This window comes from Thioreductor micantisoli, from assembly GCF_055392745.1.
In genome coordinates, this window is the sequence record NZ_AP043760.1 from 842255 (window position 1) to 859185 (window position 16931).

The 16931-nt window shown below is 26.8% G+C and carries 19 protein-coding genes; 6 read left to right on the top strand and 13 right to left on the bottom strand.

Features of this window, described 5'->3' with window-relative positions; genetic code table 11:
• Positions 1-365: 365 nt before the first annotated feature.
• Genes ACZ5OA_RS04385 through ACZ5OA_RS04425 form a run of 9 tightly spaced genes read right to left on the bottom strand, consistent with a single transcriptional unit; the run spans position 366 to position 6289 of the window.
• The gene (locus ACZ5OA_RS04385; RefSeq protein ID WP_464906664.1) at positions 366-821 is read right to left on the bottom strand and encodes an N-acetyltransferase; all 456 of its coding nucleotides are present in this window, start codon (positions 819-821) and stop codon (positions 366-368) included.
• Positions 808-1404, bottom strand: a complete 597-nt coding sequence (gene yihA, locus ACZ5OA_RS04390; protein WP_464906665.1) for a ribosome biogenesis GTP-binding protein YihA/YsxC — start codon at positions 1402-1404, stop codon at positions 808-810. The genes ACZ5OA_RS04385 and yihA overlap by 14 nt, the downstream gene beginning before the upstream one ends.
• Positions 1401-1853, bottom strand: coding sequence for an LptA/OstA family protein (locus ACZ5OA_RS04395; RefSeq protein ID WP_464906666.1), 453 nt, complete (start codon positions 1851-1853; stop codon positions 1401-1403). The genes yihA and ACZ5OA_RS04395 overlap by 4 nt, the downstream gene beginning before the upstream one ends.
• Positions 1847-2341: a hypothetical protein gene (locus ACZ5OA_RS04400; protein ID WP_464906667.1), complete on the bottom strand. Its 495-nt coding sequence runs from the start codon at positions 2339-2341 to the stop codon at positions 1847-1849. Before ACZ5OA_RS04400 ends, ACZ5OA_RS04395 begins: the two co-directional genes overlap by 7 nt.
• Positions 2332-2826 carry a KdsC family phosphatase gene (locus ACZ5OA_RS04405; protein WP_464906668.1) on the bottom strand — a complete coding sequence of 165 codons (495 nt, stop codon included), beginning with the start codon at positions 2824-2826 and terminating at the stop codon, positions 2332-2334. Before ACZ5OA_RS04405 ends, ACZ5OA_RS04400 begins: the two co-directional genes overlap by 10 nt.
• A complete protein-coding gene (gene hisB, locus ACZ5OA_RS04410) occupies positions 2823-3392 on the bottom strand; it encodes an imidazoleglycerol-phosphate dehydratase HisB (protein ID WP_464906669.1) in 570 nt (189 codons plus the stop codon). Before hisB ends, ACZ5OA_RS04405 begins: the two co-directional genes overlap by 4 nt.
• A 21-nt stretch (positions 3393-3413) precedes the next feature.
• Positions 3414-4154, bottom strand: a complete 741-nt coding sequence (locus ACZ5OA_RS04415) for a septal ring lytic transglycosylase RlpA family protein (protein ID WP_464906670.1) — start codon at positions 4152-4154, stop codon at positions 3414-3416.
• 3 nt (positions 4155-4157) lie between these two features.
• Positions 4158-5537, bottom strand: coding sequence for a LysM peptidoglycan-binding domain-containing protein (locus ACZ5OA_RS04420; protein ID WP_464906671.1), 1380 nt, complete (start codon positions 5535-5537; stop codon positions 4158-4160).
• Positions 5534-6289, bottom strand: a complete 756-nt coding sequence (locus ACZ5OA_RS04425) for a TatD family hydrolase (protein ID WP_464906672.1) — start codon at positions 6287-6289, stop codon at positions 5534-5536. Before ACZ5OA_RS04425 ends, ACZ5OA_RS04420 begins: the two co-directional genes overlap by 4 nt.
• Positions 6290-6409: 120 nt before the next feature.
• On the opposite strand from ACZ5OA_RS04425, the gene ACZ5OA_RS04430 reads away from it, so the two are divergent.
• On the top strand, positions 6410-7702 hold the full coding sequence (locus tag ACZ5OA_RS04430) for a malic enzyme-like NAD(P)-binding protein (RefSeq protein ID WP_464906673.1): 1293 nt from the start codon (positions 6410-6412) through the stop codon (positions 7700-7702).
• A 22-nt stretch (positions 7703-7724) separates the two neighbouring features.
• Here the strand turns inward: ACZ5OA_RS04430 and radA are convergent, their stop codons facing one another.
• From radA to ACZ5OA_RS04445, 3 genes are read right to left on the bottom strand one after another with little or no spacing between them, the layout of a single operon-like run.
• Complete coding sequence (gene radA, locus ACZ5OA_RS04435; RefSeq protein ID WP_464906674.1) at positions 7725-9029, bottom strand: DNA repair protein RadA; 1305 nt, start codon at positions 9027-9029, stop codon at positions 7725-7727.
• The gene (gene ftsY, locus ACZ5OA_RS04440) at positions 9022-9921 is read right to left on the bottom strand and encodes a signal recognition particle-docking protein FtsY (RefSeq protein ID WP_464906675.1); all 900 of its coding nucleotides are present in this window, start codon (positions 9919-9921) and stop codon (positions 9022-9024) included. The genes radA and ftsY overlap by 8 nt, the downstream gene beginning before the upstream one ends.
• A gap of 1 nt (position 9922) precedes the next feature.
• On the bottom strand, positions 9923-10348 hold the full coding sequence (locus ACZ5OA_RS04445) for a hypothetical protein (protein WP_464906676.1): 426 nt from the start codon (positions 10346-10348) through the stop codon (positions 9923-9925).
• A 44-nt stretch (positions 10349-10392) separates the two neighbouring features.
• Between ACZ5OA_RS04445 and ACZ5OA_RS04450 the strand changes: the two genes are divergently transcribed.
• From ACZ5OA_RS04450 to ACZ5OA_RS04470, 5 genes are read left to right on the top strand one after another with little or no spacing between them, the layout of a single operon-like run.
• Positions 10393-11007: a 5-formyltetrahydrofolate cyclo-ligase gene (locus ACZ5OA_RS04450; RefSeq protein ID WP_464906677.1), complete on the top strand. Its 615-nt coding sequence runs from the start codon at positions 10393-10395 to the stop codon at positions 11005-11007.
• Positions 10934-12487, top strand: coding sequence for a ribonuclease Y (gene rny, locus ACZ5OA_RS04455; RefSeq protein WP_464906678.1), 1554 nt, complete (start codon positions 10934-10936; stop codon positions 12485-12487). Before ACZ5OA_RS04450 ends, rny begins: the two co-directional genes overlap by 74 nt.
• The gene (locus ACZ5OA_RS04460; protein ID WP_464906679.1) at positions 12477-13055 is read left to right on the top strand and encodes an MBL fold metallo-hydrolase; all 579 of its coding nucleotides are present in this window, start codon (positions 12477-12479) and stop codon (positions 13053-13055) included. The genes rny and ACZ5OA_RS04460 overlap by 11 nt, the downstream gene beginning before the upstream one ends.
• A 21-nt stretch (positions 13056-13076) precedes the next feature.
• Positions 13077-15005 carry a caspase family protein gene (locus ACZ5OA_RS04465; protein WP_464906680.1) on the top strand — a complete coding sequence of 643 codons (1929 nt, stop codon included), beginning with the start codon at positions 13077-13079 and terminating at the stop codon, positions 15003-15005.
• 23 nt (positions 15006-15028) lie between these two features.
• The gene (locus ACZ5OA_RS04470; protein ID WP_464906681.1) at positions 15029-16420 is read left to right on the top strand and encodes a hypothetical protein; all 1392 of its coding nucleotides are present in this window, start codon (positions 15029-15031) and stop codon (positions 16418-16420) included.
• Position 16421: 1 nt separating this feature from the next.
• Here the strand turns inward: ACZ5OA_RS04470 and ACZ5OA_RS04475 are convergent, their stop codons facing one another.
• On the bottom strand, positions 16422-16922 hold the full coding sequence (locus ACZ5OA_RS04475; protein WP_464906682.1) for an NADH-quinone oxidoreductase subunit B family protein: 501 nt from the start codon (positions 16920-16922) through the stop codon (positions 16422-16424).
• Between the last annotated feature and the right edge of the window lie 9 nt (positions 16923-16931).

The following is a 16931-nucleotide window of genomic DNA, read 5'->3' on the forward strand; positions in this document are numbered from 1 at the left end:
AATTAATAATTCAATTAAAATATAATAAAATATATAAGTCCAACTAAAAATAAATGGGGTAGAGCTAATCATCAAAAACGAAGATAAAAAGCTAAAAAAAAGGATGTAAATTAAGATTATAGAGACATACTCGATATATTGTTTATCTATTTTTAGTTCTAAAAAAGTATAAATATATTTTTTATAAATAATCGTAAATAATAGCAGTAGAAATAGGGGATAATTATGTGATATTTCTGTAAAAATTAAAAAATTTATCAAAAAAAATAGTCTAAATTTTAATGTGATTACAATACCTATAAACAAAGGAAATAGTATAAAACTACTACTAAACATAACAATTATAAAAGGAATTGTTATATCTATTAAATAGTTTTTATAAGTGATATTTCGTTGCAATTTGGAAAATGAGGGCATTTGATACAATCACTCCATACTTTTTGACTTGGTACTTCTTCTTTTGGAATTTCTTTAAATCCTAAACTCTCAAAAAACTCTTTTTGATAAGTAAGTGTTAATAACTTTGTTAAACCTAATTTTTTAGCTTCTTTTTCCAATTCTTTTACTATTTTTTTACCTAATCCTTGTTTTTGATAATTTTTATCAACTGCTAAACTTCTAATTTCTCCTAATTCTTGAGAATAGATATGAAGTGCTCCTATTGCAATAAATTTATCATCTTTTTTTATTGCAATATATGAACGAATATTAGTAGCTACCTCATCATTCTCTCTTTTTAAGATAATACCTTCTAAAACAAATGGTGTTAATAAATCTTGAATTTTATGTATATCTTTTAAAATAGGTTTAATTGTTTTCATTTAAAATCTCCAAATAGTGTAGAGTAAATTTTATCATTTGCTTCTTTGATTCCTCTTTTTTTAGGTTAGAGACAAATATCGAATTTGGATACTCTTTTTTCAATTTAGCAAGTTCATTTTGTTTAAGTTTATCACTTTTTGTAAAAATAGTTAAAATTTGTTGATCTGCTTTTTTTATAAAATTTAAATATTCATAAACTTGGTTATCTATTTCTAAACCAGGATGTCTTGCATCTCTTAGTTGAACAAATAGTTTTATATTAAACCTGTTTGCTATAAAACTATTTAAATTCTTTTGCCAATTTCCTTGTTCTTTTTTACTTACTTTTGCATATCCAAATCCTGGTAAATCTACAAAAATTGTTTTTGCATCATTTTCATATAAAACTTCAAAAAAGTTTATCAATTTAGTTTTTCCTGGAGTTGATGAAATTTTTGCTATTTTTTGATTAGTAAGAGAATTTAAAAAACTACTTTTTCCTACATTACTTCTACCCATAAATGCAACTTCATTGAAATTTGGATCAATTGAATCTTTTATGCTTTGTGCTGATTTTATAAATTTTACTGATTTTATTTTCAATCATTTACCTTTAATATAAATTTTACAGGTTTTGTTTTTTGACCAAAAACTTGTGATTCACCTGTTTTTTTATTTATGATTACTTTGTTCCCAAAAAGTTGTTGATTATCTTCAATTTTTGTAATATGAACATTTCCTTCAAAAATAAATATCTCTTTTGGCGCAATATAAGTAAAAATATCACTATTCCCTTTATATGTAGAATTTTTATCATGAATTAAAAATTTTACATTACCCGTGGCAATCATTTTATCTATTTTTTTATTTTTATTAAAATATACAGTTAATAAATTACTTAAAATATTGTCTTTTTCTTTTGTAACATTTACATCTGTTGTGAAATAAGATATATTTTTTATTTTATCATATTTGAAATTTTTTGAAGTTATTTCTAAGTTTGAGCTCCAACCATAGATAACTATTAAAAAAATTATTATTTTTTTTACCATTTAAAACCCTTAATTACATAATATATATTGTTGGCTGTTATTATATCATTTTTATATACCATATTTTTACCTTTTCCATCTATTTTTTTATTAAAAAAATTAAAATAGTTTGATGATGCAATTTTAGTTTTAGGATTATATATAGCTTTATTTGCATTATATATATAATTATCTGTTATATACGACATATTATAAAAATTATATATATTATAAAAATGCAACTTTTTCGATTTTAAATTTGAATTTTTATCTACTATATACATTATTAAATTATATACAGTATAATCATTGTTATTTATATAATCTAATTTACTAAAAGTTCCATTTTCATCTAAGTTTAATGTAAATTTTTCGAAATTTCCTTGTTCTATTTCTATATTAGGTAAATTGATTTTATTGACTGTATTTACTCCTTTTTGTTTAAAAAAGAAAGGAGTAGAAATAGCTGTAATTAAAGAAAATATAAACAATATTTCTTTTATACCCATAATTTCATAAACTCATCTTCAAGTTTTTCTTGTTTTAAAATCATTTCTATCATTTCAGCAACACATCCTTCACCACCATTTTTGTGGAGGGTATGCTTTACTAAATCTTGAATTATTGGGTTAGCATCATATGGACAATAACTCTCTTTTACTCTTTTTAATAGTGTATAATCATTCATATCATCACCTATAAAAGCTACATTGTTATATGAAATGTTATTTTCTTTTAATATTTTATCAAGCTCTATTTTTTTATCTTTGATACCCTGACGAATAAAAGTTACATCTAATTCTTTTGCTCTTTTATCTACAATATTACTTGTTCTTCCTGTAATAATCGCACTTTTTTTACCAAGCATATTCCAACTTTTTATCATTAAGCCATCTTTTATATTAAAACCTTTTATTTCTTTATCTTCATTTGAATAATAAATTGTTCCATCTGTTAAAGTCCCATCTACATCTAATACAATTAATTCTATCATAATATACCTTTTGTTGATGGTGTTTCATCTTCTCTAAAATATAAAGCTCTTCTTAAGGCTACCGCAAAAGATTTGAAAGCTGATTCAGCTATATGGTGTTTATTTCTTCCCCTTTTTAGAATTAAATGGCAACTAATTTTTGAATTAAATACTAAACTTTTAAAAAATTCTTCAAAGAGTTCCATATCAAAATCTTTTATAACTCCATCCATTGGCAGTTCATAAACTAAATAAGGTCTTCCACTTAAATCAATATCACATTCTACACCAGCTTCATCAAGAATGGCAACTGCATTTGAGTATCTTTCTACATTTGAAATAGGGAATATTTCTTTATATAGAGCTTGGCCTAAAACTATTCCTACATCTTCTACTGAATGATGATAATCTATATGAGTATCACCTTTACAATATATTTTCATATCAATTCCACTATGTTTTGATAATGCTTCAAGCATATGATCAAAAAATCCAATTCCAGTAGATATATCATATTTACCTTTTCCGTTTATATCTATTTTTATATCTATTTTTGTTTCTTTTGTTTCTCTTTTTAATTCAGTCATTTTATTTCCTTATTAAACTAATTAATTAGTTACTATAAATCCATTTAAATTATTTCTTATTTTAAAGTTATTGGCCTCATTTCTTGTTTTAAAGTTTCCTATATAAACTTTATAGATATTATTTTTAGTTCGTATATAACTATTAAATCTTTTATATCTATTTTTTGTTATTTTAGCTCCTTTTAAAGAATTAAATGCACCAATCTGAATTTTTATTGTATCATTTTTTTGTTTAGATATAGATAAATTTTTATGATGTTTTAATAAAATAGGAGTAGAAAGAACTATTACATTAACAGGAGCTGTTCCAGTTTCATTAATTCCTATTTTTTTCCCTGCTGCATAACTCAAATCAATAATTCTTTCTTTTACAAAAGGACCTCTATCATTAATTCTTACAATTACACTTTTATCATTATTTAAATTAATTACTTTTACTACTGTTCCAAGGGGCAATATTTTATTTGCAGCTGTATATCCATACATATTATAAATTTCACCATTGGCAGTTAATTTACCATGAAAATCAGGTCCATACCAACTAGCAATTCCTTTAAAAATTTCACCTGAGTAAGCAGGAGTAGGGTAATACCATTCACCTAAAACATAATAAGGCTTTTGTAGTTTTGTATTATAACTTTTTTGTGATTTATTATAAAGAGTGTAATTATTTGGCATATTGTGTAAATAAAAATTATCACTTTCATAACATCCTGTAAAAAAAATAAGTATTATAAGTAGTAAAAGGTTATTTTTTGTCATATTTTACCTCATTGTTATATAAGTTGGAATTGATAGTTTTTGATTTTTATATATTGTAAAATTTCTTAAATTATTTAATTTTCTTATTTTTGCAGTTTTTGTATGATATTTTCTTGCAATTTTATTAAGCGAATCACCTTTTTTTACTCTATAAGTTATAATTTTAGGTATTTTTATATTATGTCTTATTGGGATTACAAGTGTTTGATTAACTCTTAAAAAAGATGTTCTTAAATGATTAAAATCTTTTATTATTTTATAATTGAGTTTAAAATTTCTAGCAATTCTGTTAAGTGAATCACCTTTTTTAACTTTATAAATAATTTTTCTAGCAATTTTTTTGTTATTAAATGTCATTCTAAATAGTGCTAATTTATTATATGGAATATAAATATAGCTATCTTCATTTGGAGGTGTGAAGGCATATTTTAGATGAAGATTATTTTTTCTAAGTCTAGAATAACTAATATGTAAAAATTTAGAAATATATCCTAGAGATGTACCGGCTGGTACATTTACTTTTATAATATTTGACATACTTCCTCTATTTAATAAATAGTGATTTTGATATTGTACAAAATTATTGGAATTTAGTAAAAAACTCATAGCTACAATTTTACGAATATATTTTCTTGTTTCTTTTGGTAAGTATTGTCTTTTAAGACCTTTTTGAACTCTAAGTAAATTTTCTAAATTTAAATTTTGGGGATATAATCTGTTAGTTTTTTTAAAAGAATAATATAATTTAGAAAATTTTCTATGATTTCGTTGATATTCTTTAATAAAACTTCTTAATTCTTTTATTTTTTTATTTTTTCTACATTTATGTGATTTACAATATAAATCAAGTTTTGCTCTTGTTACTGCTTCAATTACTCTTGCTTCACCACAATTGTAAGACATAATTGCAAGATACCATTTTCCTGTTTGTTTTTTTAAAAAAGATAAATATTTTATAGCAGCTATTGTAGATTTTATAGGGTCTTTTCTTTCATCTACATATGTATTGATTTTCAGACCAAAATGTTTAGCAGTTTGGGGCATAAATTGCCATAAACCGATTGCTTTTTTATTACTTTTAGCATCAGATGAGAAATAACTCTCAGCCATTGCAACAAAAACTATATTTGATGGAATATGTGCTTTATTAATCTCTTTTTTTATAAGTGGAATATAAGAATATCCATTTTCCAAAATATTTAAAAAATATCTTTTTTTTCTTTTTGAATATATATTAAAAAGATAATTAGTTTTTTTATCTTTTATAAAAGAAGGATTGATATTTAAAGAATTTAATGCTATTAAATTAGGATTTGATATATCAGTAGTTAAAAATGCATAAAGATTACTAATAAAGATTATAAATATAATTATATATTTCATATATTAAAAAGTTCCTTTGCATTGTTTGTTGTAATTTCTTCTACTTTTTTAGCACTAATATTCCAAAGCTCAGCAATTTTATCTCTTACAAGTGTAGTGTAACTTGGCTCATTTCTCTCCCCTCTATGAGGATGTGGTGTTAAATATGGGCTATCTGTTTCTATTATAACACGATTTTTAGGAATTTTAGGAAAAACTTCCACTAATTTTCTTGCATTTTTAAATGTAATTACACCACCAATTCCAAAATAAAAATTATCTTTTAATTTTAAAAATTGCGCGTCTGCATTAAAACAGTGTAAAACTCCCTTTAGAGTAGGGTATTTTAAAACGTAGTTTTCTAAAATTTCAAAAGCATCTTGATTTGCCTCTCTTATATGAATAATTACAGGTTTATTATACTCTATAGCAATATCAAGTTGTTTTTTAAATAATTCTATTTGAATCTCTCTTGTTTCTTTTGTATAGTGATAATCTAGCCCAATTTCTCCAACTGCTACACATTTAAGGTTATTTATATAATCAGTTAAATATTTAATTTTAAAATTTTCTATATCACTTGGATGAACTCCCACTGCAAAATATATTTCTTCATATTTTTCGGATAATTCAACTGCTCTTTTTATATCTTTTGGCGAAGCTGCTGGAATTATAAATTTTTCAACTCCATTTACTTTTGCTCTTTTTATAACTTCATCTACATCTAAATAATATTTTTCATTATCTAAATGGCAGTGAGTATCTATAATCATTTATTATTATCCTTTTACAAATTGTAACACTTTAACTATAAATAAGAGTAAAAGTGTTTAATTTAGTAACTTTTTAAAAATCTTTTATATAATTGTATCAAAAAATCAAGGAGAATAAAAATGAAACCTATCACAAAAGAAGAATGTTTAGAATATCATGCCAAACCAATACCGGGGAAAATTAGTGTAGAGGTTACAAAACCAGTAAAAGATGCAAGAGATTTATCTATTGCATATACTCCAGGAGTTGCTGAGCCTTGTTTAGAAATCGAAAAAAATCCAGATTTAGCATATGAATATACTGCAAAAGGAAACTTAGTAGCAGTTATTTCAAATGGAACAGCAGTGTTAGGACTTGGAAATATAGGAGCATTAGCTGGAAAACCAGTTATGGAAGGAAAAGGAGTATTATTCAAAACCTTTGCTCATGTTAATAGTTTTGACCTTGAAATTGATTCAAATGATGTTGATGAAATAGTGAAATTTGTAAAACAAGTTTCTCCAACTTTTGGTGGAATTAATCTTGAAGATATTAAAGCACCAGAATGTTTTGATATTGAAAAAAAAGCTCAAGCAATTTGTGATATTCCAATTTTCCATGATGATCAACACGGAACTGCGATTATTTCAGCAGCAGCTGTCTTAAATGGATGTGAAATTAGTGGTAAAAAAATTGAAGATTTAAAAATAGTTATAATTGGTGCAGGAGCTGCAGGTTTAGCTGCTTGTGAAATGTATAAAAGCCTTGGAGCAAAAACAATTATTGTAAATGATAGTAAAGGTCCAATTACAACAAAAAGAAGCGATTTAAATAGATATAAACAACCTTGGGCTGTTGATATGAATATTAAAACACTTGCAGATGCAATGGTTGATGCAGATGTTATTATAGGAAATTCTGCTGCAAATTGTATCACACAAGATATGGTTCAAACACTTGCTCCAAATGCAATGTTATTTGTAATGGCAAATCCAGAGCCAGAAATCAAACCTGAACTAGCTCTTGAAGTTAGACCTGATTTAATGTTTGGAACAGGAAGAAGTGATTATCCAAATCAAATCAATAATGTATTAGGTTTCCCTTATATTTTTAGAGGTTCATTAGATGTAAGAGCAAAAGCGGTAAATATGGAAATGAAATTAGCTGCTTGTCACGCGTTGGCAGAAATTGCTAAAAAAGCAGTTCCTCAATATGTAAAAGATGCATATAATGGTAAAGAATTAAAATTTGGAAAAGAATATATCTTACCAACACCATTTGATAGAAGAGTATTTGTAGATGTTTCAGTAGCTGTTGCAAAAGCAGCAATGGATAGTGGAGTTGCAAGATTAAATATTAATATTGATGAATATAAACAACATTTAATTAATGAACTTAAAGAAAAAGAAGGAATTGACTATGAAGCTAAATAAGCTTCTTTCTTCTTTTTATATTTTACATCCAATCAATTAATTTTTCAACCTCAGTAACTACATATGTTTTAAAATAATTTTCAATAGGTTTACTTGGAACTATGGCTTTGGAAAATCCCATACTTTTAGCTTCTTTTAGGCGAATATCCAAACTTACAACATCTCTTATATCACCAACAAGACTTACTTCGCCGATAAAAACAGTTTCTTTGCTTATTTCTCTATCACGAAAAGATGATAAAATAGCAGCTATTACAGCTAAATCTCCAGCTGGTTCGTTTATTTTGATACCACCTGTAATATTTACAAATACATCGTATTGATTAAAAGGAAGATTCAGTTTTTTTTCTAAAAGAGCTAAAATCATATTTAAACGATTATTTTCATAACCGGTCGTGCTTCTTTTAGGATTTCCATAACTCTCAGCCACTAATGCTTGAACTTCAATTACAATAGGGCGGGTTCCTTCCATTATAACTGTTATAGCACTTCCAATTTGTGGCTTTTTAGAAAAGAAGGTTCTATTTTGGGCAGATTCAATTCCTGTTTTTGTCATTTCAAAAATCCCAATTTCACTAGTTGACCCAAATCTGTTTTTGAAACCTCTCAAAATTCTCAATTCTTTACTTGCATCACCCTCAAAATATAAAACGGTATCAACCATATGTTCCAAAATTCTTGGTCCTGCGATTGAACCTTCTTTTGTAATATGTCCAACGATAAAAATAGGAATTCTAAGCTCTTTTGCAAGTCTCATAAGCTCAAATGTAGTTTCACGCACTTGTGAAACACTACCTGGCGCGGAAGTTATATTGTTTGAATATATTGTTTGAATTGAATCGATTATAATTAATTCATATTCCTTTTTTATTTCAGAAATTATATTTTCTAAAATTATTTCAGGATATAAAAACAACTTTTTATTGTGAGATTTAAGTCGATTAGCTCGAAGTTTTATTTGTCCAGGACTCTCTTCTCCAGCGACATAAAGAACTTTTTTATTTATATTTGAGGCAATTTTTAGCATTAAAGTGGATTTTCCAACTCCAGGACTTCCACCGATTAAAACTAAACTTCCTGGAACTATTCCACCACCTAAAACTAAATCAAATTCTTCATTTCCACTACTGAATTTTTCGATTTCATCTTCTTTTATGTCATCAATAGCTATAACTTTTGAAATACTATTTGTTAGAGGGTTTGAAACTACTTTTTCATTTACTTCTACGAAACTATCCCATTCTCCACAACTTGGGCATTTACCCATCCATTTACCACTAGTATAACCACATGATTGGCATTCAAATGTTTGTTTTTTTTTAGCCATTATTTTGTTTGAAAATCCCGTTTAAAATAGTATCGATAAACTCTACTTTATCAAACTCTATCAAATCATTTGGTTGTTCCCCAACTCCTATATAAAATACAGGAAGTTGTAAATTCCACACAATACTAAAAAGTGAGCCACCTTTGGCAGTTCCATCAAGCTTAGTAATAATAATTCCATCAATTCCTACCATTTTATTAAAGGCTTTTGCTTGTTCTGTAGCACTATTTCCTTGTGTTCCATCAAGAATTAATATTTTTCTATGAGGTGCACCAGACATAGCTTTATCCATTATACGAACAATTTTTTTAAGTTCATTTGCTAAATTTGTTTGTGTGTGAAGTCGGCCAGCTGTGTCAATTATTACATTATCAAAGTCCTTTGATATAGCAGATGAGATTGTGTCATAAGCCACTGCACTTGCATCATGACCTTGTTTCGTAGCGACAATTGGAATATCTAATTTTGTGGCCCATCTACTTAATTGCTCAATTGCCGCAGCTCGAAATGTATCTCCAGCACCTAAAATGACTTTTTTACCTTCACTTTTGTATTTATTTGCAAGTTTAGCAATAGTTGTTGTTTTTCCTGCACCATTTACACCTATGATTAATTCTACAAATGGAGTAACTTCTGGTTTTTTATAATGTTTAATATTACCGAATATTTTTGAAAGTTCTTTTCTCAAATCTTCTCTTGCGACAATATCAGGAAGTCTATTTACTATTCCTTCGACTAAATCATATTCGATATCACTTTCAATTAATATCTCTTCAATTATATCTTTTGGATATTTTTCTTTTTTTTCAGGAATTACAGATTTAATAGCTTCTGTTGTTTTTGCTAAACTTTTTGTGATTTTTTGTTTTGTTTTTTTTAAAAATCCAAACATTTTAATCCTTTATTTCATATTTTAAGACTTCATTTGGTATAAAGCCTTCATATTTTTTTGTACTATTTTTATCTAAAATTATTATACTTGGAAATATATGTATTTTAAAATACTTTTTAATCCTATTATTTTTTATAGAGTGAAAATTAGTTTTATTTTTAGTTAATTCTTCTTTTTGTGCTATCGATAATTTATTGTTATCTGTAAAAAGAAGAATATTAGTTTGATTTGTTTCATAAAAAATAGTATTGTTTTTTTCTTTAAAAACTAAATTTGGAAATTCAACTATAATTTTTACTTTTTCTTTAACTTTAGGTTGAGTTTCTATTAAAGATACTGTTTCATTTTTCTCTGTATTTTTTTTCTTGGAAGTATTTTGATTACAGCTAATTAATAATAATGAAAAAATAAGTAAAATATATCTCAATTTAAGCCTTTTTTAAATATAATTATATCAAAAAAAGGAATAAATTGAATAAAGTAATGTTTAGAAAAGAGTGTATTAAGATTTTAAATAAAAAAAATAGATATGTTTTTGATAAAAAAATCCAGAGAGAACTTTTTAAAAAACTTTCTAATAAGAAATATAAAAATATATTATTATATTTATCAATGGGAAATGAAGTTAGCACAAAAAATTTAATAAATAAGTTAAAAAGGAAAAATAAACAAATTTTTGTTCCATTTATGCAAGATATAAGTTTTAAAATGGTAAAATACTCATTGCCTTTAGAAAAAAAGAAATTTAATATATACGAACCAAAAAATAAGAATAAAACAAAAAAAAGAATAGATATAGCAGTTGTTCCTATTATTGGAATGGATAATAATTTTAAAAGAGTTGGTTTTGGTAAAGGAATGTATGATAGATTTTTTGATAAATTGAAATATAAACCAGAAATTATTTTTGTTCAAATTTATCCTTGTATTACAAAAAGTATAGTGACGGATATATATGATATAAAAGCTAACTCTTATATAACTTATAATTTGGTTTGTGACAGGAGAAAAAATGATAATAGAAGTCTTGATAGGGTCGGGTGTATCCCTAATAGCAGGGTTTTTTATAGAAAAAAAACTCAATGATGCTAAATATGATGTTTATGTAGCACAAGCCGAGGCGAAAGCTAAAGTAATTGAGCATGAAGCCCAAATGTTACTAAAAAATGCTAAAAATGAAATAGTAGAAAAAGAATTAGAAATTAAAAAACAGTATGATTCTGAACTTATGAAAATACAAAATGAATTCGAAAAAAAAGGATTATTACTAGATCAAAAAGAGAAAGAATTAAACGAATTAATTCAAGAACAGATTATGAAAGAAAGAACACTAACAAGAGAATTTAAAAATCTTGAAAAAGAAAAAGTTCGTTTAGCAAAACAAAAAGAAAAATATAATGCTAAAATGAAAGAAGCTAAACGGTTGATAGAAAGAGGAGCAGGTCTTACAAAAGAAGAGGCTAAAAAAATAGTTTTAGAACAAGCCAAACAAGATGCAAGAGCTGATATGTCACATATAGTTAGAAAAGCTGTAAAAGAAGCTGAAAAAAATGCAAAAAAAGAAGCGAATTGGGTAATAGCTCAAGCAACTAGCAGATTTGCAGGAGAATTTGCAGGTGAAAGACTTATAAATGTAGTTCATATTCCAAATGATGAAATAAAAGGAAGAATTATTGGTCGTGATGGTAAAAATATCAAATCACTAGAATCAACATTAGGCGTTGATATTATTGTAGATGATACTCCAAATGCAATCACTATAAGTCATTTTAATATCTATAGAAGACAAGTTGCAGTTGAAGTTATTACAAGACTTGTGGAAGATGGAAGAATCCATCCTGCGAGAATTGAAGAAATTCATCAAAAAGTATTAGAAGAATTTGAAGAAAAAGTATTAGAAGAGGGTGAAAATGTAATTCTTGAGCTTGGTCTTGGAAATTGTGCTATCCATACTGAACTTATAAAATTAATTGGAAAACTAAAATATAGAGCAAGTTATGGCCAAAATGCCTTAGGTCATTCACTTGAAGTGGCTTATCTTGCTGGAACTATGGCTGCTGAAATGGGTGGAGATGAGTTGCTTGCAAGGCGAGCCGGAATTATGCATGATATCGGAAAAGCTTTGACTAATGATTATGAAGGAAGCCATGTAACTCTTGGTTATGATATTTGTAAAAGATATAATGAACCAAGTGAAGTATTAAATGCTATAAAAGCTCATCATGGAGAAGAAGAAGTTAAAAGTATTGAAGCAGCAGTTATTTGTACAGCAGATGCCTTGAGTGCGGCAAGACCAGGGGCTAGAAGAGAAGTTTTGGAAAGTTTCTTGAAAAGAGTGCAAGGAATTGAAGAAATAGCATCAAATTACGAAAATGTAAGACTTGCTTATGCGATTAATGCAGGTAGAGAAGTGAGAGTTATTGTAGAAGCTGATTTGGTAAATGATGATGAAGCAATTTTAATGAGTCAAGAAATAGCTAAAGAGATAGAACAACAAATTTCTTACCCAGGAGAAATTAAAGTAATGGTAATAAGAGAGGTTAGAGCAATTAGCTATGCAAGTTAAACCTTGTGGAGAGTATCAAACAAATTGCTATATTTATAAAGATATCATAATTGACCCAGGAGTGGGGGCTACTTCTTGGGTTAGTAAAATCGTAACTTCTCCCAAAGCTATACTTTTAACACACGGACATTTTGACCATGTTTGGAGTGTGGCTGAACTACAAAAAAAATATAAAATCCCTGTATATATCCATAAAAATGATAAATTTATGTTAAGTGAAGATATTTTTAATGTTGGAGTACCAAAAGCAAAAGCTGATATTTTGATAGATAAAGATGAAACTATATTAATTGATGATATTGAGGTTAGCTTTAAGCACTTCCCAGGACATACCCCTGGATGTATGACAATTGAAATCGATGAGTATATGTTTAGCGGGGATTTTATTTTTAATGGAAGTATAGGAAGAGTCGATTTTCCTTACTCTTCGCCAAGTGATATGAAAAAAAGTTTCGATAAATTTCTAAAAATCAATTATGATAAAATTGTTTTACCAGGACATGGAGATAAAACTACTATCAAAAAAGAACAAAATAACATAAAAAACTTTTGGTATGATAGAATTTAAAAAATTATTAAGGATTTTTAAATGTTAATGAGAATTGGAATATTAATTTTATCTTTTATGGTTGTTTCTCTATTTGGAATGGATAATAGTAGGGCTTTAAAATTAAAAATAGAAAAAATGAAAAAAGAGCAAAGAGTTGCTTTAGTTATTGGAAATGATAAATATTATTCAAAGACTTTACCTAACTTAAAAAATCCTATAAATGATGCAAGACTTATGAAAAAGATTTTAGAAGAGAGAAATTTTAAAGTCTATTATTTTGAAAACGCTACAAAAAAAGAGTTTGCAAAAGCACTTAAAAGATTTGGAAATAAGTTAAAGAAAGGTGGAGTTGGATTATTCTATTTTGCTGGTCATGGACTTCAAGTCGATGGATATAATTATTTAGTAGCATCGGATTCAGATATTGAAGATAAAAGTGATGTGGAGTTTGAAACTATAGCACTAAATCATATTACAAAAAAGATGCAAAATGCAGGAAATAGATTGAATATTGTTATTCTTGATGCTTGTAGAAGCGACCCATTTAGCAGAGGGGCAGGAGGGGGGTTAGCTCCTATATCAAATGCAAAAGGGATATTTGTAGCATATGCTACAGAAGCTGGAAAAGTAGCGAGTGATGGAGATGGAAAAAATGGAGTATTTACTAAATATCTTGCAAAAAACATACTAAAACCACTTTCTATTGAAGAAGTATTTAAAAAAACAAGAGAAGAAGTTTATAATAAAACAAATGGAAAACAAATACCAGGGGTTTATAATCAAATTTTTGGAGATTTTTATTTTACTCTTCCTAAAATAGATAATAAAATAAAAACAATTAAATATATCAAACAAAATGTTAAAATTCAACCTGATGCAGAAGCTTGGGCTTTAATTAAAAATAGTGATTCTATTGAAAACATAGAATATTTTATAAAGGAATTTCCTAATAGTAAATTTAGTTTTGCTGCAAAAGTGAAATTATCTAAGCTTAAAGCTGCTTTGAAAAAGAAAAATAATTCATTAAAAATTACAAAAAATAACTTTCCTTTAATATTAAATAAACATTATAAAGTTATAACCAAACCAATTCGAACATTTATTGGACATAAAAGTTATGTTTATTCAGTAGCCTTTTCACCAGATGGGAGATATATTGCTTCTGGAAGTTTTGATAAAACTATAAAACTATGGAATGTAAAAAGTGAAGAGAATATTCGAACATTTATTGGACATAAAGATTATGTTAAGTCAGTAGCCTTTTCAGCAGATGGGAGATATATTGCTTCTGGAAGTTGTGATAAAACCATAAAATTATGGGATGTAAAGACAGGTGAGATTATAAGAACTTTTAGAGGACATGAATCTGATATTAATTCAATAGCCTTTTCCCCTAATGGGAAATATATTGTTTCAGGAAGTAGTGATAAGACACTTAAACTTTGGGATGTAAATACGGGTGAATGTATCCGAACTTTTATAGGTCATACCAATACTGTTTGGTCAGTAGCCTTTTCACCAGATGGGGGATATATTGCTTCTGGAAGTTTTGATAAAACCATAAAACTATGGAATGTAAAAAGTGGAGAGAATATTCAAACTTTTTTTGGGCATACTCCTCGTTGTTACATTAATTCAGTAGCTTTTTCGCCGGATGGGAGATATATTGCTTCTGGAAGTTCAGATAAAACTATAAAACTATGGGATATAAAGACAGGTAAAAACATTCGAACATTTAGAGGTCATAAAAATTCTGTCTTTTCAGTAGCTTTTTCTCCAGATGGAAAATATATTGCTTCTGGAAGTTCAGATAATACTATAAAACTATGGGATATAAAGACAGGTAAAAACATTCGAACATTTAGAGGTCATAAAAATTCTGTCTTTTCAGTAGCTTTTTCTCCAGATGGAAAATATATTATTTCAGGAAGTCAAGATGAAACTATAAAACTTTGGAAAGTGGAGTAAATTTAATTTAAAAAAGGTTAAATATGAAAAAAATTATAATGTTAGGATTGTCGGTTTTTGCGTTAAATGCTTATGTTCCGGTAACTTTAGTAGGACAAGCAAATGGAAATGGAGAAAAAGCAAATAAAGAAGCTCTCTCAGACCTTTCAAATCAAGTATCAGTTACTGTAAAAAGTAGTTACAAAGAGCTTCAAAAAGCTATTAAAAATAGTTATGAAAGTTATAAACAAAATTTAATCGAAACATCTTCTAATCTTCCTTTGAAATCTGTAAGATTTAAATATGAAAATGGAAAAACTTTGGCTATTTTAAATTCTTCATTAGCTTTGTCTGTTTATAAAAATGAGTTAAATAGACTAAAAAAAGAAAGTGAAGAGATTCAAAAAGAGATTAAAAGTGCAAAATCAAACACTCAGAAATATACTCTTTACAAAAGACTTCTTGAAAATGTAGGAGAATTTAATAAAAATAAGATTGTAGCTTTAGTTTTAAATGGGGAAAATTTACCAACTATAAATATTTCAGAAGCCAAAATTAAAAATGAATTAGAAAAACTTTCTCAAAAAGTTGATTCTATTGATTTAGCAGCTGAAATTTTATCCAAGGGAATTAATGAAAATGATATTTATGTTTATCCAATAAAAACAAATTATTCAGACGAAGTTACTCAATTTGCAAGAGTTTTAAAAGATGAAATAAGTAAAAATATTCAAATAGTCAATAAACCAACTAATGCAAGATATTTTATTAGAGGAAATTATGAAATATTAAAAGGTAAAATTTTTATAACTATTAATTTGATGAATATAAAGAATGAAATTTTGAAGACAAATTCTGTTATGCTTGATAAAAAAGCGTATAATTTTATGAATTATAAACCAAAAACGATTAGTTTTGATGAAGCTATAAATAGTAATTTTGTAAAAAATGAATTTAGAGTTAAACTTGGGATAAAAGGATATTATTCTTCAAATGGTATTGATTTAACTGAGGGTGATGATGTTAATTTAGTTTTGAAAACAAATAAACCAATGTGTTATTATATTGTAGGGCATACTTTAAAATCAAAAGGTAAAAAATACTCTTATTTACTTCAACTTAAAGATGATAAAGGAAGAGAAGCATTTATAGATAGAATTACTGGAGAAGATGTTAATAAAAACTATGCATTAGGAAAAATGGAAGTTACCAAACCTTTTGGTCGAGAATCTCTTCAACTTTTTGCACAAACTTTACTAAAAGGAAAATGTCATATAAATATTCCAAAATGTGAGTGGAGGGGAGATTTATGCATTATTGATGGAAAACCATCGAAAGTAGTGGAAAAAACAAGGGCATTGATGCTTAAAAAACCTAAAAAAGCTCTGAAAGCAGAGGCTATGATAGATTTTACTTCATTTCCAAAAGAGAAATAATTTATAAAGTTTTTAAAAACTCTAAAATTCCTTTCATTATATCTATTGGAGTTGGAGGGCACCCCTCGATAAAGTAATCGATTTTAAAAGGTACATCTGCTTTTATTGCATAAGTTTTTTCAAAAACACTTAAATTTTTTACACAATCACCTACAGCAATTACCCATTTAGGATTAGGAATTTGATGATAAGCATCAATTACATGATGATACATATTTGCGGTAATTACTCCAGTTAAAATCATAACATCAGCATGTCTAGGTGATGCTACAAAATGAATACCTAATCTCTCAAGATCATAATAAGGATTACTTAAAGCACTACATTCAGCTTGACAAGCATTACAACCTCCGCTGTCAACCATTCTAAGAGCTAAACTTCCTGCAAAGTTTTTATTTATTTTATCTTTTATTGTTTTTTCAATTTCTTTAATTTCTTTATCAAATTCTAAATTTTCTGTAACTATTCCAGTTTTTACTCTTTTTTCCCAAAATCTTAACATTTTTTATCC